This is a genomic window from Chitinophaga sp. NPDC101104, assembly GCF_050277495.1.
GTDB lineage: Bacteria > Bacteroidota > Bacteroidia > Chitinophagales > Chitinophagaceae > Chitinophaga.
Genome location: NZ_JBNNSF010000003.1, coordinates 138,705 through 161,657, shown reverse-complemented (window position 1 = coordinate 161,657; position 22,953 = coordinate 138,705). Strand labels below are relative to the sequence as shown.

General features: G+C 54.9%; 21 protein-coding genes. 8 read left to right on the top strand and 13 right to left on the bottom strand.

What is annotated here, in order from left to right:
* Both ACQKLP_RS22520 and ACQKLP_RS22515 read right to left on the bottom strand, forming a co-directional pair.
* Positions 1–606 (bottom strand): trimeric intracellular cation channel family protein, encoded by a 606-nt coding sequence (locus tag ACQKLP_RS22520; protein ID WP_427325224.1) that lies wholly within the window; start codon positions 604–606, stop codon positions 1–3.
* Positions 607–644: 38 nt separating this feature from the next.
* A complete protein-coding gene (locus tag ACQKLP_RS22515; RefSeq protein WP_427325223.1) occupies positions 645–2,753 on the bottom strand; it encodes a heavy metal translocating P-type ATPase in 2,109 nt (702 codons plus the stop codon).
* A 245-nt stretch (positions 2,754–2,998) separates the two neighbouring features.
* On the opposite strand from ACQKLP_RS22515, the gene tsaE reads away from it, so the two are divergent.
* Positions 2,999–3,460, top strand: a complete 462-nt coding sequence (gene tsaE / locus ACQKLP_RS22510) for a tRNA (adenosine(37)-N6)-threonylcarbamoyltransferase complex ATPase subunit type 1 TsaE (protein WP_427325221.1) — start codon at positions 2,999–3,001, stop codon at positions 3,458–3,460.
* A 45-nt stretch (positions 3,461–3,505) separates the two neighbouring features.
* A complete protein-coding gene (locus tag ACQKLP_RS22505; protein WP_126244227.1) occupies positions 3,506–4,723 on the top strand; it encodes an alanine dehydrogenase in 1,218 nt (405 codons plus the stop codon).
* Between the two features lie 52 nt (positions 4,724–4,775).
* Here ACQKLP_RS22505 and ACQKLP_RS22500 read toward each other — a convergent pair whose 3' ends face one another.
* The 3 genes from ACQKLP_RS22500 to ACQKLP_RS22490 all read right to left on the bottom strand — a co-directional run bounded on the left by ACQKLP_RS22500 (position 4,776) and on the right by ACQKLP_RS22490 (position 6,755).
* Entirely contained in the window at positions 4,776–5,558 is a 783-nt protein-coding gene (locus tag ACQKLP_RS22500; RefSeq protein WP_427325220.1) for an undecaprenyl-diphosphate phosphatase, read from the bottom strand.
* Between the two features lie 70 nt (positions 5,559–5,628).
* Complete coding sequence (locus ACQKLP_RS22495) at positions 5,629–5,880, bottom strand: DUF3098 domain-containing protein (protein WP_341841635.1); 252 nt, start codon at positions 5,878–5,880, stop codon at positions 5,629–5,631.
* 20 nt (positions 5,881–5,900) lie between these two features.
* Positions 5,901–6,755: a cell division protein FtsX gene (locus ACQKLP_RS22490; protein ID WP_427325219.1), complete on the bottom strand. Its 855-nt coding sequence runs from the start codon at positions 6,753–6,755 to the stop codon at positions 5,901–5,903.
* 184 nt (positions 6,756–6,939) lie between these two features.
* On the opposite strand from ACQKLP_RS22490, the gene leuS reads away from it, so the two are divergent.
* A complete protein-coding gene (gene leuS / locus ACQKLP_RS22485) occupies positions 6,940–9,723 on the top strand; it encodes a leucine--tRNA ligase (protein ID WP_427325218.1) in 2,784 nt (927 codons plus the stop codon).
* Positions 9,724–10,027: 304 nt separating this feature from the next.
* Entirely contained in the window at positions 10,028–13,210 is a 3,183-nt protein-coding gene (locus ACQKLP_RS22480) for a S41 family peptidase (protein ID WP_427325217.1), read from the top strand.
* An 814-nt stretch (positions 13,211–14,024) separates the two neighbouring features.
* Here ACQKLP_RS22480 and ACQKLP_RS22475 read toward each other — a convergent pair.
* Positions 14,025–14,270, bottom strand: coding sequence for a hypothetical protein (locus ACQKLP_RS22475; RefSeq protein ID WP_427325215.1), 246 nt, complete (start codon positions 14,268–14,270; stop codon positions 14,025–14,027).
* A 15-nt stretch (positions 14,271–14,285) separates the two neighbouring features.
* The gene (locus ACQKLP_RS22470) at positions 14,286–14,567 is read right to left on the bottom strand and encodes a hypothetical protein (RefSeq protein ID WP_427325214.1); all 282 of its coding nucleotides are present in this window, start codon (positions 14,565–14,567) and stop codon (positions 14,286–14,288) included.
* Between the two features lie 258 nt (positions 14,568–14,825).
* Here ACQKLP_RS22470 and ACQKLP_RS22465 point away from each other — a divergent pair, with 258 nt between their 5' ends.
* Positions 14,826–15,677 carry an endonuclease/exonuclease/phosphatase family protein gene (locus ACQKLP_RS22465; RefSeq protein WP_427325213.1) on the top strand — a complete coding sequence of 284 codons (852 nt, stop codon included), beginning with the start codon at positions 14,826–14,828 and terminating at the stop codon, positions 15,675–15,677.
* A gap of 71 nt (positions 15,678–15,748) precedes the next feature.
* Here the strand turns inward: ACQKLP_RS22465 and ACQKLP_RS22460 are convergent, their stop codons facing one another.
* The gene (locus ACQKLP_RS22460; protein WP_427325211.1) at positions 15,749–16,720 is read right to left on the bottom strand and encodes a M20/M25/M40 family metallo-hydrolase; all 972 of its coding nucleotides are present in this window, start codon (positions 16,718–16,720) and stop codon (positions 15,749–15,751) included.
* Positions 16,721–16,810: 90 nt separating this feature from the next.
* Between ACQKLP_RS22460 and ruvB the strand changes: the two genes are divergently transcribed.
* The gene (gene ruvB, locus ACQKLP_RS22455) at positions 16,811–17,839 is read left to right on the top strand and encodes a Holliday junction branch migration DNA helicase RuvB (protein WP_427325210.1); all 1,029 of its coding nucleotides are present in this window, start codon (positions 16,811–16,813) and stop codon (positions 17,837–17,839) included.
* Positions 17,840–17,913: 74 nt separating this feature from the next.
* Here the strand turns inward: ruvB and ACQKLP_RS22450 are convergent, their stop codons facing one another.
* From ACQKLP_RS22450 to ACQKLP_RS22440, 3 genes are read right to left on the bottom strand one after another with little or no spacing between them, the layout of a single operon-like run.
* Positions 17,914–18,615: a response regulator transcription factor gene (locus ACQKLP_RS22450; protein ID WP_423737235.1), complete on the bottom strand. Its 702-nt coding sequence runs from the start codon at positions 18,613–18,615 to the stop codon at positions 17,914–17,916.
* A gap of 60 nt (positions 18,616–18,675) precedes the next feature.
* The gene (locus ACQKLP_RS22445; protein ID WP_427325209.1) at positions 18,676–19,470 is read right to left on the bottom strand and encodes a DUF3108 domain-containing protein; all 795 of its coding nucleotides are present in this window, start codon (positions 19,468–19,470) and stop codon (positions 18,676–18,678) included.
* Between the two features lie 10 nt (positions 19,471–19,480).
* Positions 19,481–20,488 (bottom strand): lysylphosphatidylglycerol synthase transmembrane domain-containing protein, encoded by a 1,008-nt coding sequence (locus ACQKLP_RS22440; protein WP_427325208.1) that lies wholly within the window; start codon positions 20,486–20,488, stop codon positions 19,481–19,483.
* Between the two features lie 13 nt (positions 20,489–20,501).
* On the opposite strand from ACQKLP_RS22440, the gene ruvC reads away from it, so the two are divergent.
* Both ruvC and ACQKLP_RS22430 read left to right on the top strand, forming a co-directional pair.
* The gene (gene ruvC / locus ACQKLP_RS22435; protein WP_427325207.1) at positions 20,502–21,065 is read left to right on the top strand and encodes a crossover junction endodeoxyribonuclease RuvC; all 564 of its coding nucleotides are present in this window, start codon (positions 20,502–20,504) and stop codon (positions 21,063–21,065) included.
* Between the two features lie 165 nt (positions 21,066–21,230).
* Positions 21,231–21,932, top strand: coding sequence for a response regulator transcription factor (locus ACQKLP_RS22430; RefSeq protein ID WP_126244241.1), 702 nt, complete (start codon positions 21,231–21,233; stop codon positions 21,930–21,932).
* Here the strand turns inward: ACQKLP_RS22430 and ACQKLP_RS22425 are convergent.
* Positions 21,929–22,330 carry an HIT family protein gene (locus ACQKLP_RS22425; protein ID WP_427325206.1) on the bottom strand — a complete coding sequence of 134 codons (402 nt, stop codon included), beginning with the start codon at positions 22,328–22,330 and terminating at the stop codon, positions 21,929–21,931. The two genes, ACQKLP_RS22430 and ACQKLP_RS22425, sit on opposite strands and share 4 nt — an antisense overlap.
* A gap of 95 nt (positions 22,331–22,425) precedes the next feature.
* Entirely contained in the window at positions 22,426–22,899 is a 474-nt protein-coding gene (gene greA, locus ACQKLP_RS22420) for a transcription elongation factor GreA (protein WP_126244243.1), read from the bottom strand.
* Between the last annotated feature and the right edge of the window lie 54 nt (positions 22,900–22,953).

The window sequence follows — 22,953 nt, the reverse complement described above, 5'->3', positions numbered from 1 at the left end:
TTATTTCTTCTCCAAATAGGGCAACGACCAGCCTTTGCGCAAGGCCGTCAGCCGGATCGTGATCACAAGAATAATACTGGCCACCATGTTCCAATCCTGCTCCACACCGAGGTGCCGCAGCCCGATGTACAGCGCGGCGCCGGCGAGGCAGGCGGTTGCGTAGATCTGGCGGCTGAAGATCAGCGGGATTTCGTTCACCATCATATCGCGGATCACCCCGCCGAAAATGGCCGAAATCATCCCCAAAATCACCGCCGCCCAGGGATGCACCCCGAACGCCAATGCCTTCTGCAAGCCGATCACGGTATAAAAACCGATCCCCAGCGTGTCGAACAAAAAGATGGAACGCCGGTACTTCAGCAACCGCGCACGGAACAAAATGGTCACGATCACGCCGAGAATGATGGCGATCACATACCGGGAATCGTTCACCCACACCGGCCGCGTGCCCAGGATCAGGTCGCGCATCGTGCCGCCGCCGATGGAAGTAACGAACGCAGTGAAGCTCACCCCGAATATGTCGTGGTACATCTTCTTGTCCCAAGCCGCCAGCGCGCCGGATATGGCGAACACGAAGGTGCCGATGAGGTCTAACCAGTATATCATTCACGAACGGATTTCGATATACGAATTAACGACAAATTTTAATGGCTTACACGCTTGAAACGAAGTCGCACGGAATTGATGGCCAGCACTACATCCGACAGGCCCATGACCAGCGCGCCCACGATCGGGTTCAGGAATCCGAGCGCCGCCACGGGAATGGCCACCACGTTGTAAATAAAGGCCCAGAAAAGGTTTTGCTTGATGGTAAGATAGGTATGCTTGCCCAGCCCCATGGCGAGCGGAAGCGCGCCGAGGTGGTTGTTGAGGAGGATCACGTTCGCGCTCTGCATGGCCACCTGCGTGGAATCGGAGAGCGATACGCCGATGGTCGCCTTCGCCAGCGCCGGCGCGTCGTTGATACCGTCGCCCACCATGGCCGTGGGGGCATCCTGCATGAGGGCATCGATTTTTTCGAGCTTCTGTTTGGGCGACTGCTCGGCGAACCACGCGTCCATCCCCAGCTCTTCCGCCATTTCGCGGCATTTGCGGGTAGTGTCGCCGCTGAGGAGGATGGTTTTAATACCTGCGGACTGCAGACTGCCGATGACGGTTTTCGCTTCGGGGCGCAGCTCGTCGGTAAAGTCGAGCCATCCGGCCAGGGCGCCGTTCTTCAGAAGGTAGATATTGTGGGAATCGTCTGTGGTGAGGTCTTTGGCGAGGAGGAACGATCCCAGCTTCCATTCATTCCCGTCTTTGTCGCTGGCTTGCATGCCGAGGCCTTTTACTTCGCGGACCTGCCGGAGCGTGGTCTCCGGCGTGCCTTTCCATGCGGCGGTGATCGACCGGGCGATGGGGTGGGAAGAATATTTTTCGAGGCTGAAAACGAGGGAACGGAAAGTGGCTTCATCGATGCCGGTGGCTTGCCATTGGCCGATGCGGAGCTTCCCGGTGGTGAGGGTGCCGGTTTTATCGAACACGATCTGGCGGATGTTGCGGAACTGTTCGAGTGTGTTGGCACCTTTGATGAGGATGCCGTTTCGCGCGGCCCTTCCCAATCCCACCATTACCGCCGCGGGCGTGGCGAGCCCCATGGCGCAGGGGCATGCGATGACCAGCACGGCGATCGCCCGCATCATGGCCACCTGCAAAGGCGTTCCGCCGATAAAATACCAGCCCAGGAAGGTCAGCAGCGCGATCCCCAGCACCAGGGGCACGAAAATTGCGCTGATCCTGTCTGCCAGCTTCTGCATGGGCGGCTTGTTGCCCTGCGCCTGCTTCACGAGGTCGATGATGTAAGACAGCACGGTATCTTTCCCCGTAGCCGTGATATATACTTTGATGGAGCCGTCTTCCAGGATGGTGCCCCCGATCACTTTATCCTTCTCCTGCTTGCCGACCGGCGCGCTTTCCCCCGTGATCATGGATTCGTTGACGTGGCCGGCGCCCCAGTAAATGGTGCCGTCCATGGGAATTTTATCACCTGTGTTGACGAGCACGCGGTCGCCGGTGCGCAGGGCTCCGTTATCCACTTCGTCTATATGTTCTTCGCCGTTTTCATGCACATGCAGCCGGCGGGCGGTGGTGTGTTGGAGCCTTGCCAGTTCGGCGATGGCGGTGGTGGTGGATTTGACGGAACGTTCTTCGAGCAGGTTGCCGAGGAATACGAGGGTGAGGATGGCGGCGGTGGTTTCGAAAAAGAGGTAATTTTCTCCCATGCCCTGCAACGCCCCGATGAGGCTGTAGGCGAAGGCAGCCGTGGCGCCCAGCGTCACGAGCACGTCCATGTTCGCCACGCCGTTGCGCAGTGAGCGGAAGGCGCTTTTCCCGAAATGCGCCATGCCAACGAGGTACACCGGTACCGTGAGCGCCAGTTGCACCCAGGGGTTATGCAGCCAGTGCCAGTTTACCCACATGTGCAGGAGCAGCGGGGCGGTGAATATGGCGCAAAAGATGAACTTGAAAGTGAGGGAGGTATAGAAAGGCCGCTGTTGCGCCTCGGCGCCGGGGAGCACCACTTCGTACCCGAGCCCGTTGATGCCGTCGATGATGTCGTTCGCACTGGCGCCTTCGGGAAGGTTGAAGCGCAATTCTTCCGTGGCCACGCTGATCGCCACCTCTTCCATGCCTTTGTTTTCGAGGAATTTGGAGATGGTGAGCGCGCAGCTGGAGCAGTTCATGCCTTTTACCTTGCAACTGATCGTTTCCATATGCAACAAAATTACCGCCGGCGCCCCGCAAACCCATGGGTTTTTAATGCAACAGCGGTGCTATTTCGACGGGGCCACAGGCTATTCCGGGCGCCAATGCTGCATTTGGCCGGATGGCGGGAATTATTGCAACACCGGTGCTTTTCCGCCGCCGATTTCACCGTCAAAACCCCTGAAAACGGCATAAAACGGCCGTAAATGCGCGGGAATTGCTAAATTTAGGCTTTGATAAGGGAAAGACACGTATGAAATTGATTTTCTCTCTGGATGAATTACAGGATGCGGCCCGGCAGCTTTGGGCCAATTACCCGAAAGCGCGCGTTTTCGCGTTCAACGGCGATATGGGGGCGGGCAAAACCACCTTCATCAAAGCCCTTTGCGCGGCCAAAGGCGTAAACGGCACCACCGCAAGCCCCACTTTTTCCATCATCAACGAATACCGGTATAAAAACGGCGACGGGCAGGACAGGACCATCTACCACCTCGACCTCTACCGCCTCAAAAACCTGGAAGAAGCCGTGGAAGCCGGTGTGGAGGACTGCCTTTACCACCCTTCCGCCGTGTCTTTCGTGGAATGGCCGGATGTGGTGGCCGACATCCTCCCGGCAGATACCGTACATATCTTCCTGTCCGTCACCCCGGGCCAGCAACGCCAGCTGGTGGCCGGTTCCGCCAATCCGGGGGAATTCAGGCCTTCGCTGCAATAATAAACGTAACTTTGGAAGCCACCCAAACATACAACTGTCATCAATATGGAGCATAGGCCAAAACCTGTTGTGAGTGCCGGTTTCACGTATTCGCCCCTCGAGGAGACGCTGGACATCCCGCAGAAAAATTCCCGCCTTTACATCGGGATACCGAAGGAAACGTCTTTCCAGGAAAACCGCATCGCGCTAACGCCCGACGCGGTCAGCATCCTCACCAATAACGGGCATCATATCGTGGTGGAACATAAAGCCGGCGACGGCTCGCATTTCTACGATACCGATTATTCAGAAGCCGGCGCGGAAATCGTGTATGACAAAAAAGAAGTGTTCAAGGCAGACGTCATCGTGAAATCCGCTCCGCTGAACGACGAGGAGATCGAGCTGCTGCACCCGCACCAGATCGTTATTTCACCCATCCACCTGTCTGTCCTCAAAGCGGAGCAGTTGCAGAAAATGATGGACAAGCGGATCACGCTGCTGTCTTTCGAAAACCTGAAAGACGATTCCGGTACCTACCCCATCGTTCGCGCCATGAGCGAGATCGCGGGGTCGGCGGTGATGCTGATCGCGGGGCAATACCTCAGTACGAGCAGCCGGGGGAAAGGCATCCTCCTGGGCGGCATTACCGGTATCCCGCCAACGAAAGTGGTGATCATCGGCGCGGGGATCGTAGGCGAATTCGCAGCGCGCACGGCGCTGGCGCTCGGCTCCTCCGTGAAAGTGTTCGACAATAACATTTACAAACTGAAACGGCTCCAGAATAACATCGGCGTGCGCGTTTTCACCTCCGTCATACAGCCGCGGGTGCTCGCCGACCAGCTGCGGACGGCCGACGTGGCCGTGGGCGCCCTGTCGTCCCAAAGCGGGCGCACGCCCATCGTGGTCACCGAATCGATGGTATCTCACATGAAAACCGGGTCGGTGATCGTGGATGTAAGCATCGATCGCGGCGGCTGTTTCGAAACTTCGGAAGTGACCTCGCACGAGAATCCCGTTTTCAAGAAATACGACGTGATCCATTATTGCGTGCCCAACATCCCGTCGGGCTTCGCCGGCACGGCGTCCCAGGCCATCAGCAACGTGCTCATGCCGCTGCTGATCGAAGCGGCGGACGATGGCGGGTTCGAGAACCTCGTCTGGATCAAGCGCGGCGTCAGGAACGGGATTTACCTGTACAAAGGCGCCCTCACCAACTATCACCTCAGCGAAAAATTCAAGTTGAAATACACGGACCTGGAGCTCCTCCTCGCCGTAAAAGGATAAAAAAAAGGCTGACCACATTACGCGGTCAGCCTTTTTTCATGTATTTGATTCCCTATTTGTTCAGGAAAATTGTCGCGATAATGATGATGCCTACCACGATCCGGTAATATCCCCACATTTTGAACCCGAATTTCTGCAGCGTTCCGATGAAGAATTTGATGGCGAGCATGGCTACGATGAAAGCCACTACGTTGCCGATGAGCAGCAGGCGCATATTGTCGGGGGAACTGGTGAGCACTTCGTGGTTCTTCAGCAGTTTGTACCCGGTGGCCGCGGCCATGGTGGGCACGGCGAGGAAGAAGGAGAATTCCGCGGCGGCGTGGCGGGTCAGTTTTTGCTGCATGCCGCCGATAATGGTGGCCGCGCTGCGGCTCACGCCAGGGATGAGGGCGATGCACTGGAAAAGCCCGATGCGGATGGCGCGGAAATAGTCCATCCCTTCGTCGGACGTGATGGTGGGGTGCTGGAACCATTTATCGACCACCAACAGTACGAAGCCTCCCAGCAGCAGGGTGCAGCCCACGATGAGGGGGCTTTCCAGCCAGGCATCGATGTAGTCGTGGAGCAGGAACCCCAGGATCAGGGCGGGCAAAACGCCGAGGATGAGCTTCACATAGAACTGCCATTTGCCGAAATCGATGAATTTCTTCCAGTACAGTACTACCACCGCGAGGATGGCGCCCAGCTGGATGGCGACTTCGAATAATTTGGTGAACTCGTCTTCGTTAATGCCCATTACGCTGCTGGCGATGACCATGTGGCCGGTAGACGAGATGGGGATGAATTCGGTTAATCCTTCGATGATGGCTATGATTACGGCTTCTAAAGTGCTCATGGTTCAAAATAAGAAAAAGCGATGAGGGCGTCATCGCTATGATTACAATGTGGGTTTACGGTATTGATAATCAGGCTTTCGGCTTTCTCATGATAGCCCAGGCTTCTACGGCGAGGCCGAGGAGGATGACGATGGGGGCCAGGGTGATACGGCGGAAGCTGTACACTTCTTCAGGGGAGAAGCGCGCAGGATCGTCGGAGCTGCCGCCCATCATCAGGAGGAACCCGATAGCGATGAGGATTACACCTGCCAGCATGAGCTGGTAATTGCCTTTCCCGAAGAGAGACCCGGAGGTGGACGGCTTATTTGCTTCTTTGGACATATCTGTAGATTAAATTTGGATCAATATAAATCATCGAGTTTCAACTTGAGGTATTTCATCACCGAGCGATGGGTGCTGAGGAGGGAAATACCGATACCGAGCCCGACCAGCGCCAGGAACAGAAGGCCCGTCAGCCAGTAGTCGCGCATCCCGCGGAGGCCCGGCAGGGCGGATTCCGCGAAGGAGATCAACCCGATGAGGCAGGCGATGGCCAGCACCGCGCTGATACCGCCGTTGATGATGCTCCGCCGGTCGAACGGTTTGGCGATGAACCACCGGGTAGCCCCTACCATCTGCATCGTTTTGATGAGGAAACGGTTGCTGTACATGGCGAGGCGGATGGTATTATCGATGAGGAACAGTACCACGATGCACATCAGCGCGCTGATCACCAGCAGTACGATCCCGATTTTCTTCGCGATTTCCAGCACTTCCGATACGAGCGACTTCTGATAATACAGTTCGCGGACGTTGGCGCGGCTCTGGATCTGCTGCTCGATCACCTTCAGGCTGTCTGGCTGCACATACCGGGCGTGCAGGCTGATATCGACGCTCGCATACAGGGGGTTGAAGCCCAGTACCGCGAAATTCTCGTCCGGATTCTCGCGTTTGAACTTCTCGGCCGCCATGTCTTTCGATACATACTGCGCTTTCTTCACAAACGGCATTACCGCCAGGGAATCGCGCAGGGCGATGGCCTGGTCTTCCTTCACATTATCGCGCAGGATCACCTGCAGCTCGATATTCTCCTTGTAATACTCGCTGAGGTTCTTGGCATTGATCATGAAGAGACCGAGCACACCCAGCAGGATGAGCACCAGGGTCACCCCGATGATCGAATATATATAAGACGGCTTCGATTTCTTTGCTGACATTTTCCCGGGTTGAGCCATTCGTCTATAGTTTAGGAGCGAAAATAATAAAAATTGGGACTTATGTTTACTTTTGCCATCCCAAACGGTATTTTAACATTTTTTATTATATGGTAAAATGCCCGGTTGGAAAATCTTTTGTGAATAAGTAATTTACAATAAAGCGCCCGGCAATACCGGGCTTTAGATGATTATGGAGTACAATTTCAGGCAAATTGAGCGGAAATGGCAGGACCATTGGGTGAAAACCGGCGCCTACAAGGTCAGCAACAACAGCACCAAACCCAAATGTTACGTGCTGGACATGTTCCCCTACCCTTCCGGGGCCGGGCTGCACGTTGGGCACCCGCTGGGTTTCATCGCGTCAGACATCTATGCCCGTTACAAACGGCTGAAAGGCTTTAACGTGCTGCACCCCATGGGGTACGACGCGTTCGGCCTCCCCGCGGAGCAATACGCCATCGAAACCGGCCAGCACCCCGCCGTGACCACCGAAGCCAATATCCGCACCTTCCGCCAGCAGCTCGACAATATCGGGTTCAGCTTCGACTGGGAGCGCGAGATCAACACCAGCGACCCGTCGTATTACAAATGGACGCAACATATTTTCCTGCTGCTTTACGGCAGCTGGTATAACCGCCATGCCGCCAAAGCCGAAAACATCGAAACCCTCGTGCGCATTTTCGAACAGGAAGGCAATATCCACCAGGAATGCCCCGGCGACCGTAGCCTCCGCTTCAGCGCCGACACCTGGAACGGCTGGACGTACGAAGAGCAGCAGCAGGCCCTCATGGAATACCGCCTCGCTTATCTCGCCTACGCCGAAGTGAACTGGTGCCCGGCATTGGGCACGGTGCTCGCCAACGACGAGGTGATCAACGGCGTGAGCGAACGCGGCGGCCATCCCGTCATCAAGAAGAAAATGCGCCAGTGGTTCCTGCGCATCACCGAATATGCGGACCGCCTCCTCGAAGGGCTCGAAACCGTCCAGTTCAGCGACGCCATGAAAGACATGCAGCGCAACTGGATCGGGAAAAGCCAGGGCGCCGAGATCAAATTCAACGTGGCCGGCAGCCTCGAGAACATCGTGGTCTACACCACCCGGCCCGACACCATTTTCGGCGTCGACTTCATGGTAGTCGCCCCCGAGCACGAGCTCGTAGACGCTATCACGACCGATGCGCAAAGCCAGGCGGTGAGCGATTACCGCGATTATGTGCAGAGCCGTTCCGAACGCGAGCGCATGGCCGAGGTGAAACAAATCACCGGATGCTTCACCGGCGCCTACGCCGTGAACCCTTTCGACGGCCGTCAAATCCCCATCTGGATTTCCGAATACGTACTGGCGGGATACGGCACCGGCGCCATCATGGCGGTGCCCTGCGGCGACGCGCGCGATTTCGGCTTCGCCCGTCATTTCAACATCCCGATCACCAATATCATCGGCGACGCCTTCAACGGCGAAGAAGCCAATGCCACCAAAGACGCCATCCTCCAGAACAGCGGCTTCCTCAACGGCAAGCCCATGCGCGAAGCGATGGACATCGTAGCCGAAAAGATCGAGCAGCTGGGCATCGGCAAGCGCCAGATCAACTACAAAATGCGCGACGCCGGATTCAGCCGCCAGCGTTACTGGGGCGAACCCTTCCCCATCGTGTTCCGTAACGGCGTTCCCGAAGCAATGGATGTTTCCGAATTGCCGCTGGAACTGCCGCATGTGGAGAATTACCGTCCGGGCGAAGAGGGCGAAGGGCCGCTCGCGAACGTGACCGAATGGGTAAACCTGCCTTCCGAGCCGGGCACTTCCCTGAAGCGCGAAACCAATACCATGCCCGGTTACGCCGGATCCAGCTGGTATTTCCTCCGGTATATGGACCCGAACAACGCGGAAACCTTCTGCGACAGGAAAGTGTCTGATTACTGGGGACAGGTGGACCTGTACATCGGCGGCACCGAACATGCGGTGGGCCATTTGCTGTACAGCCGTTTGTGGACGAAAGTCCTGTTCGACCTGGGGCTTATCGGTTTTGACGAGCCTTACAAGAAACTGGTGAACCAGGGGATGATCGGCGGCAGCTCGCGCCTGGTGTACCGCGTGCGGGGAACGAACCAGTTCGTGTCTGCCGGACTGCGCGACCAGTACGAGACCGACGAGCTGCATGTGGATGTGAACATCGTGGATGGCGTGGAGCTGGATACCGAGGCATTCCGGCAATGGCGTACCGATTATGCCAATGCGCAATTCATCCTCGAGAATGGTAAATATATTTGTGGAACGCAGCTCGAAAAAATGAGCAAGCGCCTTTTCAATACCGTGAACCCGGATATGGTGGTGGAGAAATTCGGTGCCGATACGTTCCGGATGTACGAAATGTTCCTCGGGCCGATCGAGCAGAGCAAACCCTGGGAAACCAAGGGCATTGAAGGCGTTCACCGGTTCCTGAAGAAAGTATGGCGCCTGTTTTACGATGAGAACAAGGGGCTGGTGGTGAAAGACGAAGCGCCTACGGCGGAAGAGATGAAATCCCTGCACAAGGCGATCCGTAAGATCGACGAAGACAGCGAGCGCCTTTCGTTCAACACCGCGGTGAGCGCATTCATGGTGTGCGCCAACGAACTGACCGATCAGAAATGCCACAAGAAAGCCGTGCTGGAACAGCTGCTGGTGCTGCTCACGCCGTATGCGCCGCATATGAGCGAAGAGCTGTGGGCGGCCATCGGCAACAGCGGTTCCATTCTGGATGCGGCGTTCCCGGTGTTCGACGTGAAATACGTGGCGGAATCCACGAAGGAATACCCCGTTTCCGTGAACGGCAAACTTCGTACGACCATCAACATTTCCCTGGACGTGGAGCAGGCGGAAGCGGAGCAGATCGCGTTGGGGAATGAAGTGGTGCAGAAGTGGCTGGAAGGGAAAACACCGAAGAAGATCATCTTCGTGAAAGGTAAAATGATCAACGTGGTGGTGTAAAAACCATTGTCCGATACTGAAGGGCCGGCCTGCGAGGGCCGGCTTTTTTTTACGCTCACCGCAAAAAATAATAATAACACTCAAACCGGGAGGAACAAAAAAGTACAAACCGTCCCGGAATGTTCAATTGCTGATCATACCGGTCCGGCAAGCTCCCGGGAAAACCAGTGGCTCCTACGCCCCAATGCGCTCCAGGGGCACAAATCACCCGAAAAATGTTCCGAAACCGCCTCCTGACGTGATAAATGGTTTCCGGGTACAGGGAATCCTCACTATCTTTCTATTCTTAAATTCCCCTGTTATTATGAGACCAATCTACATGGGTATCCTGGCGGCAGCATTATCCCTGCCGGCCGCGGCCCAACAGTCGGACACTTATTTCACCACCTTTCCCACCCTTACCCCGGACGGACAAACGGTTATATTCAGTTTCGAAGGCGATCTCTGGAAAGCGGACCTCCGCAATCCACAAGCCACCCGCCTCACCGCCATGCAAGGCAACGAAACGCTCCCGAGGGTTTCCCCGGACGGGAAATGGATCGCTTTCACCGGCACCCAGTTCGGACGGCAAGACGTGTTCATCATGCCCATCAGTGGCGGAGATATCAAACAGCTCACCTTCCATGACGCACCCGACCTCATGGATTCCTGGAGCTGGGATTCCAAATCCATCTACTTCACCTCCAACCGCGAAGGGTCTGCCACCTCTTTCAAACAAAGCATCAACGGCGGAACTCCCGTTCGCGTATTCCCCCACTACTTCAACCAGGTACATAACCTGTCTGAACACCCCGCCTCCGGCGAACTGTTCTTCAACGACACCTGGGAATCCAGCTGGGCCGCCAACCGCAAACGATATAAAGGCGATTTCAACCCAGACATCCAATCCTACAACCCCGCCACCAAACAATACAAACAGTACACCGACTACCGCGGTAAGGACTTCTGGACCACCATCGACCGCAAAGGCAATATATTCTTCGTTTCCGACGAAGCCAACGGGGAATACAACCTCTACACCTTCGCCAACGGACAGAAGAAAGCCCTGACCAAATTCTCCACCTCCATCAAACGGCCCAACGTCAGCGCAGACGGCAGCAAAGTCGTGTTTGAAAAAGACTACCAGGTTTGGGTATACGACGTGTCTTCCGGGAAATCCGAAAAACTCGCGCTCCAGCTCTTCCGGAACCCCGTTCTTTCCAAAGAACAAGCTTTCGACGTGCGCGACCGCATCTCCAACTTCGATGTATCGCCCGATGGCAAAAAACTCGCCTTCATTTCGCGCGGCGAGCTCTTCGTGTCTGATATCGAAGGCAAGTTCGTCCGCCAGATACCGCGCAACGGCGAAAGAGCGACCGAAGTGCTGTGGCTCCCCGATAACAAAACCCTCCTGTTCAACCAAACGCTCAACGGCTACCTCAACCTCTATACCGTTGCCGCTGATGGCAGCGGGACCATCAAACAGCACACGAGCGACAAACGCAACAACCGCAGCCTCAACCTGAACCACGACCGCTCACAGGCCGTGTACTTCAGCGGCCGCGACGAAGTCCGGATCATCGATCTCAAAACGCTGCAATCCCGCACCATCGCGAAAGAGGAGATATGGGCGTTCCAAAGCCCCGATCCCCGTTTTTCGCCCAATGGCGAATACGTGGTATTCAATGCACACCGCAATTTCGAAAAGGATATCTTCGTGCACAACCTCAAAAAGAACACGACGGTCAACCTCACCAATACAGGCGTGTCTGAAGTCGATCCCTTCTGGTCGCCCGACGGGAAGTACATTTACTTCGCCTCCTCCCGCACCCGGCCCGCGTATCCCTTCGGCATGACCAACCCGAAAATCTACCGGCTCGCGCTCGACAAATACGACGATCCCTACCGTTCCACCAAATTCGACGAGCTGTTCAAGAAGAAGGAAGACGATAAAAAGAACGACGACAAATCAGGCAAATCCGGCAAAGACGACAAGACTGCGAAATCCAACAAAAAATCCGACAGCGCAGACGCCACCAAGAGCATCACCATCAATATGGACCGGCTCATGCAGCGCGTAGAACAGGTGTCTCCCGGCTTCGGTTCCCAATACGGCCCCTACCATATGTCGGGAAAAGGCGATAAAACCACCCTCTTCTTCGGCTCTAACCACGAAGGCCGCGGCGCACTTTACAAAATGGTAAGCGAGCCTTTCGAAGAAACCAAGACAGAACGCATCAACGGCAGCGAACGCTTCGACGGCAACATCGTGGAAGTAGACGGCAAACTCTTCGCACTCGCCGGTGGAAATATCTGCAAACTCAATGCAGACGCCAACAAGATCGATCCCATCAGCATTGGGCAAACCTTCTACCGCAACCTGCAGGAAGAATTCCAGCAGATTTACTACGAAATGTGGGCGAACGTGGAAGAGAACTTCTACAATGCCGATTTCCACGGTACCAACTGGCCTAAACTGCGCGACGAATACAGCCGTTATCTTCCCTACGTGAATAACCGCGCCGACCTCCGCGTGCTGCTGAACGACCTGCTCGGGGAACTGAACTCTTCGCACCTGGGCTTCAACACTTATGGCGACGACGAGCGCATCGCCCTCAGTTACCAGACCATGGAAACCGGCGTCCTCTTCGATCCGCAGCAACCTTACACAGTACAGCGCATCGTGGCCAACAGCAATGCCGACAGAACGGGCATCGACATCCAGCCCGGTGACGTGCTCACCCAGGTAAACGGCAAAGCCGTGGACCCCAAACAATGCCGCGACCAATACTTCACCCGGCCCTCGATGGAGCGCGAAATCACGCTCACGTTCGAGCGCAGCGGCAAACCCTTCGAAGTGCGGCTCCACCCGCAAAGCTCCGGCGCGCTCGACCAGCAGCTGTACGACGAATGGATTTACGGCAACGAACAGAAGGTCGACAAGCTCAGCAACAACCGCATCGCATACACGTATATGAAGAACATGGGCGGCGGGGAGCTCGACAAATTCCTTATCGACATGACCGCGAAATTATCCGGCAAAGATGCGCTCATTCTCGACCTCCGGTACAATACCGGCGGCAACGTGCATGATGAAGTCCTCAAGTTCCTTTCCCAACGCCCGTATCTCCAATGGCAATATCGCGAAGGCAAACCCTCGCCGCAGCCGAACTTCGCACCGGCAGGCAAACCCATCGTATTGCTGATCAACGAACAATCGCTCAGCGATGCGGAAATGACGGCCGCGGGCTTCAAGGCGCTCGGGCTCGGGAAAATCATCGGCACCGAATCTTACCGCTGGATCATTTTCACCTCCGGCAAAGGACTCGTAGACGGGTCCTTCTACCGGCTCCCTTCCTGGGGTTGCTATACCCTCGATGGCAAAAACCTCGAGAAAGAAGGCGTGGCCCCCGACATCTATGTCAAAACCACCTTTACCGACAGGCTGGCGGACAAAGACCCGCAACTGGAACGCGCCGTACAGGAACTGCTGAAAAGCGTTCGCTGATTTCAGCGATAACATACCAGGGGACCGGCAGGAATGCCGGTCCTTTTTTTATGCTGCTTATGTCCACCGCTGCCGCCGGTTATCCGGCGCACAATGGTACTAACCCCAGGGTTGCGCGGCATTGCTACCGCCTTTGTCAACACCGGCAATTCATTGCACAATCAACCGCAATGCGCGGGTATGTGCATTCCATTTTCATTGCACTACCCAAATTCCGCTTTATCGTATTTTCACATTCATTCATTACAGCGCGCTTCCGGCCACGTATGTCCATAACAGCCATTCTTCGGGCCGTTCGTTTCCCACAATAACTTCATCGTGTTACACGGTTCTCCAATGCATGGGAAAATGCATTCCAATAACATGTTCCTACACCAGTCCCATTTTTTTCATACTGCCATATCGAGCACCAGGTCCGATAGTCCAGCAGCTCATCCTTCGCAATACCATTCCCCACAACAACTGCGAGTTTCACCGTTCTCCACCGTAGTGGGAAAATGCAATCCCATCAAATTCCCATGCACAAACTCCATTACAGAAAAGCTCCTTTTCCCATTCCGCAACCTCACGTCTCCCCGGCCAGATAAGCCCTCAAGGCATCCCTCGGGCCACACGTTTCCCACTGCAACTGCATGAATCCCCATGCACAAACTCCACATTACAGAAAGCTCCTTTTCCCATTCCGCAACCTCACGTCTCCCCGGCCAGATAAGCCCTCAAAGCATCCATTGGGCCACACATTTCCCACTACAACTGCATGAATCCCCATGCACAAAACCCACGTTACAGAAAGCCTCTTTCCCGTTCCGCAACCTCACGTCTCCCCAGCCAGATAAGCCCGCAAGGCATCCATCGGGATACCCGTTTCCCGCAACACCTGCCGGATGACAAATGGCGGCACCGGGCACACCGTGCGCGACAACACCACCGGCCGCCGCTTCCGAACACCCTCCCACTGCTCATGCCCGCCACCCAACAAGCGGAAATGATAACCATTCAGGCACAGGAAATCCCGGAACGTATCCAAAGACACGTCCTCATTGCATTCCAGCGTTTGCATATCCCTATTGATTGATTACGAACCCCGCGCCAGCGAGCCCTCTTCCAGCAATAACCCGAACGGCCGCATCATCGCTCCCCTCCGCATATATCCCAACACCTCCCGCAATTGACCATACCCCATCAACGGCGCATACCATTCCCCCGCCTCCATTTTCCATCCCCCTTCCTCCATATCCTCCATCATATCTTCTATCACGCCCCCCATCCCCCGCACCGCCCGCAAATACACCCGCACCACCACCTCCAACGATCCATAGGCAGCCTGCCGTGACCATCCATAACCCGTCAATCCCAAAGCCGGCACATGCGCATGCCAACAACCTCCCGCATCCTGAAACAATACCCCCGCAGCCCGGACCCGGCGATCCCCCCGCCCCTCATGTACTATGCGTATCGTTTTCATCATGATGTTGCCGGATGATCACGGACGGTAATACATCCTGATGCAAAACTAGCGGGAAGAGGGACCCAGGCAATGAAAAAAAGGCGAGAATATCTCAGAGTTAACGTAGAATATCTCCGAAAAACGAAGATTGTAATGTATTTTGACCGCATGAAAAGGATTTTATTGCTCCTCATCGCCGCTTTCACCGGCTTCCAGGCCGGCGCACAAGACCGCAACATCCAGGTCATGACGTTCAACATCCGCATGAACACACCCAAAGACAGCATCAACGCCTGGCCCAACCGGAAAGACCGCCTCGCGTCGCAAGTCCTCTTCCACCACCCGCAACTCCTCGGCGTCCAGGAAGCCCTCTGGGAACAAATGCAAGACCTGCAAAAATCCCTCCCCCAATACAAATACCTCGGTGTCGGCCGCACCGACGGCGATAAAAAAGGCGAATTCTCCGCCATCTTCTACGACACCACCCGCCTCAAACTCCTCGAATCCCACACCTTCTGGCTCTCCGAAACGCCCGAAACCATCGGCGCCAAAGGCTGGGACGCCGCCATCGAACGCATCGTTTCCTACGGAAAATTCCGCGACAAGATCACCGGCAAAATATTCTTCCACTTCAACACCCACTTCGATCATATGGGCAAAATCGCCCGCCGCGAAAGCGCCAAACTACTGCTGGACAAAGTATCCGCCATCTCCGGCAAACTGCCCGCCGTTGTCACCGGCGATTTCAACGCCACGCCCGACGACGAGCCCATCCGCGTCATCATGGACGCCGCCAACCCGAAGCACCTCAAAGACGCCAAAGCCCTCAGCCAAACGCCGCACTACGGTCCCACAGGCACTTTCAACGGCTTCCGCTCACAGGAAATAGGCGACGATCCCATCGATTACATCTTCCTCAAAGGCCCCTGGAAAGTACTCCAGCACGCCACCATTTCGCAAACATGGAAAGGCCTCTTCGCATCCGACCACTTTTCGGTTACCGCGAAGCTCCAGCTTTAGTCAGGAATCTCCCAAAATACAACAAGGGCGGGCCTTTCGGTCCGCCCTTGCGATTTTATCAATGATACAATTTAATCTTCCTTCGCCACACGGGTAGGCGTATCCTTCCCGCTCACGATGGTACCCGAGCTCACGGCGATCGCGTCGATGATGTCCGCGATGTTCTGCAGGTCGAGGGATTCGACTTCGTCGTCTACACTATGATAAAGCTTGTCTTTGTCGATCTGCGTCGTGGAAATCGTATGCGCCGGCACGCCGAGCTTCGCCAGCATGGCATTGTCTGAACGATAGAAAAGCTGCTGTTCGGGATAAGGATCGGGATGGAATTTGAAAGCCGATCCTTCGAGGTTACGCTGTAGGATCTGGCCGAAGTCCGAACGCTCGAAACCCGTGATGAACGCGCTGTTGCGGCCGAACTTGGATTCCTTGCCGATCATTTCGATGTTGAACATGGCCACCACGCTGTCTGGATGCACTTCGCGGGAGAAATAGCGCGAGCCGAAGCCGCCGATCTCCTCAGCCGTGAAACAAGCGAAAATCACCGTGCGCTCGGGCGGATGCTGCTTGAAATGGCGGGCCAACAGGATCACCGCCGTAATGCCGGAAGCATCATCGTCCGCACCATTGGCGATCGTGTCCTGCGTTTCGGATTTCAGGATGCCGATATGATCGTAGTGACCGGAAAAGATTACGTACTCGTTGGGCTTGCCCGTTCCGCGGATGAGGCCCACCACGTTATGGAGCGCCCTGGCACCGGGCACCAGTTCCAGCGAATCCGCCGGATAGATCGATCTGCCCTTCATGGCGAATGGCTGCCGGTAACTCGTTGCGCCGGGCAACTTCTCCAGCCCCGCTTTTTCGAATTCCCCTTCAATGAAAACGGACGCTTTCTCGATCCCGGGCGTAAAAGTCCCGCGCCCCATCATATCGTCGGCGGCAAGTGTGGAAATGATCCGGCGCACCTCGTTCACGTCGGTCTGCTGCGCAGCAGCGCCCAGGCTTACGGTGAGCAACGCGGCGGCGGCTATTAATTTTCTGGTCATAGGTCGATGCAAGATTTGCCTAAAAATAAACGATATTCATATCCTCGCCAATTTCTCATTACTTTTGACGCTGAAAGGCAACAAACTTACATGTCCAATCCGAACCTAAGACCAGATGACAGCAGGATGAGCGCCGCCGAGAAGGAATTCGAGAACAGCATCCGGCCGCGGGAGATCATGGATTTTTCCGGGCAAGACCAGATCATCGAAAACCTCAAGGTATTCATCAAAGCGGCGAAGATGCGCGACGAAGCGCTCGACCACATTCTTTTCCACGGCCCTCCCGGGCTGGGGAAAACAACGCTGTCGCGCATCGTGGCCAATGAGCTCGGTGTGAACATCCGCGAAACGTCCGGCCCCGTCATCGAAAAACCCGGCGATCTGGCCGGCCTCCTCACCAACCTCGAGGAGCGCGACGTATTGTTCGTAGACGAAATTCACCGCCTCAGCACCGTTGTGGAAGAATATCTCTACTCCGCGATGGAGGATTACCGGATAGACATTATGATCGATTCCGGCCCCAATGCGCGGACGGTCCAGATCAACCTGCACCCTTTTACGCTGGTAGGCGCCACCACGCGCTCCGGCCTCCTTACCGCACCGCTGCTCAGCCGTTTCGGCATCAAAAGCCGCCTGGAATATTATAACTCGGATACGCTGCAACGCATCCTCTGGCGCGCGGCCGGCCTCCTCGGCACCAAGATCACTTCCGACGCCGCGTCCGAAATCGCCCGCCGCAGCCGCGGTACCCCGCGTATCGCCAACGGGCTCCTGCGCCGGGTGCGCGACTTCGCTCAGGTAATGGGCAACGGCGTCATCGACCTCGGTATCGCACAATTCAGCCTCAAAGCCCTGAGCGTCGACGAATACGGCCTCGATGAAATGGACAACCGCATCCTTTCCACCATCATCGACAACTTCAAGGGCGGCCCCGTCGGCATCACCACCATCGCAACGGCAGTGGGCGAAGAAGCCGGGACCCTCGAGGAAGTATACGAACCTTTCCTCATCCAGGAAGGATTCATCAAACGCACGCCCCGCGGCCGCGAAGTGACGGAAAAAGCCTACCATCACCTCGGCCGGAACCCCAATAGCCGGGGATCGCAGCTTCTCTTCTAATCATTTCATTATCAAACGAATAAAAAAGGCCGGTTGAACGTTCAACCGGCCTTTTCACATAATATATATGGGCGTCAGTCTTTCACCACGAGGCGGAAACCGTTGCCATGGATGTTGACAATCTCGATGTTGGAATCGTCTTTCAGGTACTTCCGCAATTTGGCGATATACACGTCCATGCTGCGGCCGTTGAAATACGTATCGCTGCCCCAGATTTTCTTCAGCGCCACTTCGCGGGGAAGAAGGTCGTTCTTGTGCTCGCAAAGCATGTGCAGCAGCTCGTTTTCCTTGGGCGACAGCGTATGCGAATCGCTGCCTTTTACGAGGGTGCGCAGACGGGAATTGAACTGGTATTGCCCGATCCGGAACTCGAACTGCTCTTCTTCCTTGCTGTTCAATTCCTGGTTGCGTTTCAGGATGGCTTTGATTTTGAGGAGGAGCAACTCGGAGTCGAAGGGTTTGGAAATATAATCGTCGGCACCCAGTTTATAACCCTGGATGATATCTTCCTTCATGGTTTTGGCGGAGAGGAAAAACAGGGGAATGTCGGGGTCTACGTCCCGGATCTCTTCCGCCAGCTTGAACCCGTCCATATTGGGCATCATGATGTCGAGCAGGCAAATGTCGAACTTGTCCCGGCGGAAGGCTGCCAGCGCGAGGATGCCGTCCCTGCAAAGCTCTACGTCGTAATCGTTGAGTTCCAGGTAATTCTTCAATACCATTCCGAGGTTGGTATCGTCTTCGGCGAGCAGGATCTTGGGTTTGCGTTCTTCCATATTTGAAATAGATTGAGTCAGAAACAAATATAACAGATAAAGACCATTCCGGTTCGGGCTTTAACGTTTCTTTACGAGTGAAGACAGGGCCCAGCGGAGGTTGGTGAAGCTGATCATGTCTACTTTGATGCTGCCGACGGAGATGGGAGAATCCACGCGGAGGGGGATTTTATTGCCGTCGTCGCTCACCCACACGGTCATTTTTTCACCGCCTTCGAAGATGGTGCCTTTGATGAGAAGGGGTTTGAACTTGATAGCGCGGAAGGTGCCGTAGCGGGTTTCCACCTGTTCTTTGCCCATGTACCGGATGTAGATGTCGAACACTTCATCGTCGAGGAACATGGAGAAGGGGATTTTATCGCCGGGTTTGTATTTGTTGAAATCGATGTTGCGGGCGTAATAGATGGAGGAGATGACGTCCTGGATGCAGGCGGGCACCTTGAAGTTGCCGAGCGTGCTGGTGGCGATATTGGTTTCGCGGTTGAAGACGACGTTGTTGTATTTCTTGTAGCCGCCTTCGTTGATGTTGCGGATGAAGCGCATGGGCAACATGGTGGCGGTGTCGATATAGCTTTCGTAGCGGTCGCGGACTTTGAAGAACCAGTCGTACGAGCGGTACGTTTTCCCGTCGCCCACAACGTGGTAGGCGTCTTTCCCGTTGTATTTTTCGAGGGTAGTGGTGAAGGTGGCTTCCCCGGCGCCTACGTAAACGTTGCCGAGGTTATAGAATACTTTGAGGGTGAGGGTTTCGCTGGCCTTGAATGCCGTGTTGACGATACCACAGAAGTTTTCCTGCGCCCTGGGGGAGGCGGGGTAAAACAACAGGCCGCATAGCAACAGTAAAACATACTTCATCGATCGTTCGCTATTTATCTCTGAAAATCTTCACGCCGAGGAGCAACACGGCACCGATGGCGGCAGGCAGCACCAGGTTGATAAGCCAGATCGCCACCGTGGCGGCCAGTATGCCGGCCGCGTTGGCGCTCAGGAGGCCCAGGAAGTGGAGGCTGACACTGCCCCGCAAGCCGATTTCCGCTATGGCTACCGTGGGGATCGCTGCCATGACCAAGTAGATGACACTGATCATGAAAAACCCTTCCCACCACACAAATGCAACTCCCAACGCATATAATAAAATCAAATACTGTGCCGTAAACACGATGTACCGGATGGCACTCAAATACAGCAGGGTCCTTAATTCCGAGGGAGAATACCGGACAATCACCATGATGAAAACCTTCACCTTCCGCAGCCACTTCACCCGGTCTACCAGCGAAACAACCCATCGTAACCGAAAATAAAGGAATAAAACGGTGACACAAACCCCTATGAGTAAAGCGAGCGTTAATTTTTCCCTAAAACCCGGTCCAACAGCCGGCAAACCTTCCACATCGTACCGGTATATATAAAATATGGAGCCCGCCAGTCCGAAAAGCAGGGTGGCAATGATCTGTGAAAAGCTGCCCACGATGGTGGCGGCGATGGATTTGAGCTTGCTCGCATTGCTGAGGTACAACATCCGGCCGCCGTATTCCCCGATGCGGTTGGGAGTGCTTACCGACACGGACACCCCGGTCAGGATAGCCCCGAAGGCCCGCCGGAACGGCACTTCTTCGAGCGGGCGCACCAAAATCTGCCACTTCCGCGCCTCGATCCCCCAGTTCACCAGCATCATCCCTATCACCATCAGCAAAAGTACCCAACCCCTGTCGGCCACGATCTCCTGAATGTGCGCCCAGGCCGCCGGCAGATTGTCCTGGTGCCGGATCTGCCTGATGATCGCAAAGGTTAACCAGGTGAAGAGCGCCCCGCCGAGGACGTAATTGAGGATTATTTTGGTACTTTTGTTCAGACTTCGTCGAATTTTTGGCAAAAATAGGCTCCGCTTGGCAAACAATACAAAAATAATTCTCGGGGTAGACCCCGGGACCATCATCATGGGCTACGGCCTGATCGCCGTAAAAGGCCAGCATGCGGAGATCATCAAGATGGACGTTCTCAAGCTCAATCCTAAAATCGATCACTACGAAAGGCTCCGGAAAATCCACGACCGTATGAACGAAATCATCCGGGAACACAAACCAGTTTGCTGCGCCATCGAGGCGCCGTTCTTCGGCAAAAATGTGCAGTCGATGCTCAAACTCGGCCGTGCCCAGGGCGTGGCCATCGCCACGGCGATGCAGGCGGGGCTTACGGTTGCGGAATATTCTCCCAAGAAAGTGAAGCAGTCGATCACCGGTAACGGAAATGCCAACAAGGAACAGGTGTGGCAGATGCTGCAACGCATCCTCAAGTTCACCGAAGTGCCCGAATACCTGGATGCCACAGACGCGTTGGCGGTTGCTGTCTGCCATCATTTCCAGGATTCCAGCCCGCTCGTAACCACCGGTAAATCAAAAGGCTGGGAGAAATTCCTCCAACAGAATCCCGAAAGGCTCTCCAGACCCTGATGCAAATTGAACATAATCCCGCCGGCCGATGTTTGTTAATTGAGAAATTGTACTTATTTTGAACTGAAATATGGCTGAATAGCGCCCTGAACCAGTACCGCTGGGCGCCTACAAGTGTTACTAATGAAATTTTTTACCTTTTATCACCCCTAATTTTTTTCGTAGATGGATACGAAGGCTAGAATTTTACTAGTGGAGGATGATTATAACCTGGGTGCTATTACCAAAAAACGTTTGGAAGAATCCGGATACGAGGTGACCCATTGCTCTGATGGAGAAATAGCCTGGAAAACGTTTCAAAAAAGCCTGTACGATATATGTCTGCTCGATGTGGTGATGCCCAAGAAAAACGGCTTTGAACTGGCCCGGCAAATACGGCAGAAGAACGATCTGATCCCTATTCTCTTCCTCACTTCCAAGTCGCAGGACGAAGACAAGATCAGCGGTTTCAAACATGGCGCGGACGATTACGTGACCAAACCTTTTTCCATGCAGGAGCTGCTCCTGCGTATCGAAGTTTTCCTGAAACGGACACGGCCCCTCAATGCAGACAAACGCTCCACCTATACCGTCGGCAAAACGACGTTCGACTATGGCGAGCTGAAACTGATGGACAGTTCCGGCAAGCTGAAGGCGAGCCTTACCCAGAAGGAGGCCGATCTTTTGAAGTTTTTCTGCGAGAATGCCAACAAAACCCTTAAAAGGGAAGAAATCCTGTACCACGTGTGGGGGAAAGATGATTATTTCCTCGGCAGAAGCATGGACGTGTTCATTACGAAAATCCGCAAACATTTTGTCGACGACAAAGACGTGAAGCTGGAAACGCTGCACGGCATCGGGTTCAAGTTCTACGTTCCGACCCTTTAAGCGTTACGCTCCAGTTCCGCTACGATTTTTTCCTGGATCGCCTTCAGTTCTTCAGGCTGCAGTTTCAGCTTGGGGCGGGTGAAATTGAGATCGTCGGCCGAGTTGATCGGTACGAGGTGAAGGTGCGCATGCGGTACTTCGAGGCCCATAACGCTGATGCCTACCCGGTTGCAGGGCACCACGGCTTCGATGGCTTTCGCGATGGGGCGGGCGAAGAGCAGGTACTCCGCCAGGTACGCATCGTCTACATCAAAGAATTTGTCTACTTCCGTTTTGGGAACGACCAGCGTGTGGCCTTCCATCATGGGAAAGATGTCGAGGAACGCGTAAAACTTGTCGTTTTCCGCGATCTTATAGCTCGGAATGTCTCCTTTGATGATTTTTGAGAAGATGGTCATGGGTCGGGTCACTTTTTGCTCGGTATAAAGCTACAATTTTTGGTATAAAAAAAGGCCCCCGCGCGCGGGGGCCTTTCCTATTATCGCCGCCGCTCTTACACGGTGATGTGGTCGATTTTGAAACGGAGCTTGCCGTTGGGGGCCGTAACATCGGCTTCCTCGCCTACCTTCTTGCCCAGCAGGCCTTTGCCGATGGGGGAAGTAACGGAGATCTTGCCGAGCTTCAGATCGGCTTCTTTCTCGGAAACCAGCTGGTAAGTGATGGTTTTCTTATTGGCGAGATTGGTAATGGTCACTTTGCAGAGGATAGACACTTTGGAAGTATCGATATCGCCTGCTTCCACCACGCGCGCCGTAGCGATGGCGTTTTCCAGCGTGGCGATCTTGGCTTCGTGAAGGCCCTGTGCTTCTTTGGCTGCGTCGTATTCCGCGTTTTCTTTCAAATCCCCTTTCTCACGCGCCTCCGAGATCGCACGCGCAATCTCCGCCCGTCCTTTGGTCTTGAGTTGCGTCAGCTCATCTCTCATCTGGTCAAGGGTCTCTTTGGTAACGTAATTTACGCCAGACATACCTGAATGTTTTAGTTGTATAGAAAAAAAAAATTAACGCCCTCGCTTGCGCAA

What these genes read in the sequence shown, in the direction of transcription:
- ACQKLP_RS22490 (WP_427325219.1), bottom strand. Translation starts at nt 6,755, where the DNA reads ATGTCAGCAAAGAAATCGAAGCCGTCTTATATATATTCGATCATCGGG.
- ACQKLP_RS22460 (WP_427325211.1), bottom strand. Translation starts at nt 16,720, where the DNA reads ATGACCAGAAAATTAATAGCCGCCGCCGCGTTGCTCACCGTAAGCCTG.
- ACQKLP_RS22475 (WP_427325215.1), bottom strand. Translation starts at nt 14,270, where the DNA reads ATGCAAACGCTGGAATGCAATGAGGACGTGTCTTTGGATACGTTCCGG.
- ACQKLP_RS22515 (WP_427325223.1), bottom strand. Translation starts at nt 2,753, where the DNA reads ATGGAAACGATCAGTTGCAAGGTAAAAGGCATGAACTGCTCCAGCTGC.
- ACQKLP_RS22480 (WP_427325217.1), top strand. Translation starts at nt 10,028, where the DNA reads ATGAGACCAATCTACATGGGTATCCTGGCGGCAGCATTATCCCTGCCG.
- ruvB (WP_427325210.1), top strand. Translation starts at nt 16,811, where the DNA reads ATGTCCAATCCGAACCTAAGACCAGATGACAGCAGGATGAGCGCCGCC.
- ACQKLP_RS22430 (WP_126244241.1), top strand. Translation starts at nt 21,231, where the DNA reads ATGGATACGAAGGCTAGAATTTTACTAGTGGAGGATGATTATAACCTG.
- ACQKLP_RS22425 (WP_427325206.1), bottom strand. Translation starts at nt 22,330, where the DNA reads ATGACCATCTTCTCAAAAATCATCAAAGGAGACATTCCGAGCTATAAG.
- greA (WP_126244243.1), bottom strand. Translation starts at nt 22,899, where the DNA reads ATGTCTGGCGTAAATTACGTTACCAAAGAGACCCTTGACCAGATGAGA.
- ACQKLP_RS22520 (WP_427325224.1), bottom strand. Translation starts at nt 606, where the DNA reads ATGATATACTGGTTAGACCTCATCGGCACCTTCGTGTTCGCCATATCC.
- ACQKLP_RS22465 (WP_427325213.1), top strand. Translation starts at nt 14,826, where the DNA reads ATGAAAAGGATTTTATTGCTCCTCATCGCCGCTTTCACCGGCTTCCAG.
- ACQKLP_RS22500 (WP_427325220.1), bottom strand. Translation starts at nt 5,558, where the DNA reads ATGAGCACTTTAGAAGCCGTAATCATAGCCATCATCGAAGGATTAACC.
- ACQKLP_RS22450 (WP_423737235.1), bottom strand. Translation starts at nt 18,615, where the DNA reads ATGGAAGAACGCAAACCCAAGATCCTGCTCGCCGAAGACGATACCAAC.
- ACQKLP_RS22495 (WP_341841635.1), bottom strand. Translation starts at nt 5,880, where the DNA reads ATGTCCAAAGAAGCAAATAAGCCGTCCACCTCCGGGTCTCTCTTCGGG.
- ACQKLP_RS22505 (WP_126244227.1), top strand. Translation starts at nt 3,506, where the DNA reads ATGGAGCATAGGCCAAAACCTGTTGTGAGTGCCGGTTTCACGTATTCG.
- tsaE (WP_427325221.1), top strand. Translation starts at nt 2,999, where the DNA reads ATGAAATTGATTTTCTCTCTGGATGAATTACAGGATGCGGCCCGGCAG.
- leuS (WP_427325218.1), top strand. Translation starts at nt 6,940, where the DNA reads ATGATTATGGAGTACAATTTCAGGCAAATTGAGCGGAAATGGCAGGAC.
- ACQKLP_RS22445 (WP_427325209.1), bottom strand. Translation starts at nt 19,470, where the DNA reads ATGAAGTATGTTTTACTGTTGCTATGCGGCCTGTTGTTTTACCCCGCC.